This window comes from Mycobacterium intermedium (genome assembly GCF_002086275.1).
GTDB classification, from domain to species: domain Bacteria; phylum Actinomycetota; class Actinomycetes; order Mycobacteriales; family Mycobacteriaceae; genus Mycobacterium; species Mycobacterium intermedium.
In genome coordinates, this window is the sequence record NZ_MVHT01000231.1 from 1 (window position 1) to 1,524 (window position 1,524).

The window sequence follows — 1,524 nt, forward strand, 5'->3', positions numbered from 1 at the left end:
CGTCACCCGCAGTGACAGCGCATTCTTCGAGTATTTCAACCCCGCTAACGGCAGCATCCAGACAACAGCGAACTTCTATTCGCCGACCGGTATCGCCGTAAGCTCCGAGGGCTTGATCTTCATGGCCCATCCCAGCGACGACGTGGTCACTTTCTTCAACACCAATACCAACTTGATAGCCGGATTTGGGTCGGCGGGCGAAGCCCCGGTGGCGTTGGCGGTTAGCGAGGCCGGTGTCAATAAGGGCAACGTTTATGTGGCCAACTCGGGGGACGGCACGGTGTCGGTGTTGACCAAGGCCAACGGTTGGAATTCGGCCGCCACGATCTCCCTCCCGGGTACCACCACGCCTGCTGGCATCGCGGTCAGCAACGCGCCCGCGACTGCCGGCACCATCTATGTCGCCGACTCGGCCAACAACGCGCTCTGGGTGATCAACCCGAACCACTCGATCGCCGGCAGCATCCCCGTCGGCCTCCAGCCCAGCGGGGTGGCCGTGGGCCCCGACGGCACCGTCTACGTCACAAACCTGGGCAGCGACACGGTGTCGGTGATCAACCCCGTCACCCGCACGGTCACCGCTACCGTCGCCGTCAGCGACGTTTCGGGCGGTATCGTGGTCGGCTCCAACGGTGCCATCTACGTCACCAACGGTGCCTACGACAGGCTCTCGGTGATCGTCTAGGGCCCAGCTGTATAGCGGATTTATCAATTCCTGAAATGAAAGTGCTTGACCGCCCCTAGCAACGGCGGCGGGCCGTTTCGCGGGTTCCTCCCCCGATTGGGGGAGAAAGGTTCCTCCTGCGAATCGACCATTTGGCCGATGGCTCAGGGGCCTGAATTGCGCGAGGTTGGTTGCGGGGTGGGAGTCGACCAGGTGACGGGGTGTTTGTTAGGGGTCTTTGAGCGATGTCGTTTGTCACTGTCGCGTCTGACCTGGTGGCCGCGGCCACCCACGATCTCGCCGGCATCGGCGCGGCGATCAACGAGGCCAACCACACCGCGGCGAGCGCGACGACCCAGTTGCTTCCGGCGGCCGAGGACGAGGTGTCGGCGGCGATCGCTGCTCTGTTCCGCGGCCACGGCCAGCAGTACCAATCAATCAGCGCGCACGTGGCCGCCGTACACACCCGGTTCCTGCAGACGCTTGCCTCTAGCGCCAACTCCTACGCGTCGGCCGAAGCGTTCAATCTGGAACAGCTAGTGCTGGATGTAATCAATGCCCCCACAAATGCGCTCTTCGGGCGCCCACTGATCGGCGACGGCGCCGACGGCGCGCCGGGGACCGGCCAAGGCGGTCGCCCCGGCGGCTTCTTGTGGGGCAACGGCGGCAACGGCGGCTCCGGGGCACCCGGCCAGGCCGGTGGTCGGGGTGGGGATGCGGGACTGTTCGGCAATGGTGGTCGCGGCGGCGCGGGCGGCGCCGGGGTGAACGGTGCTGCTGGGGGCGCGGCAGCTCACTAGGGGATGTGCTGCGCGGGCGCGGGCCAGCGCGCTATCGCTGTGCGATAACCGACACGGTGC

The 1,524-nt window shown here is 65.7% G+C and carries 1 protein-coding gene and 1 pseudogene; both read left to right on the top strand.

Features of this window, described 5'->3' with window-relative positions:
- On the top strand, positions 1-685 hold a 685-nt coding region (locus BST27_RS30355), incomplete at its 5' end, for an NHL repeat-containing protein (RefSeq protein ID WP_211285334.1).
- A 224-nt stretch (positions 686-909) separates the two neighbouring features.
- Positions 910-1,452: pseudogene (locus tag BST27_RS30360) on the top strand (PE family protein); the annotation flags it as partial.
- Positions 1,453-1,524: the final 72 nt, after the last annotated feature.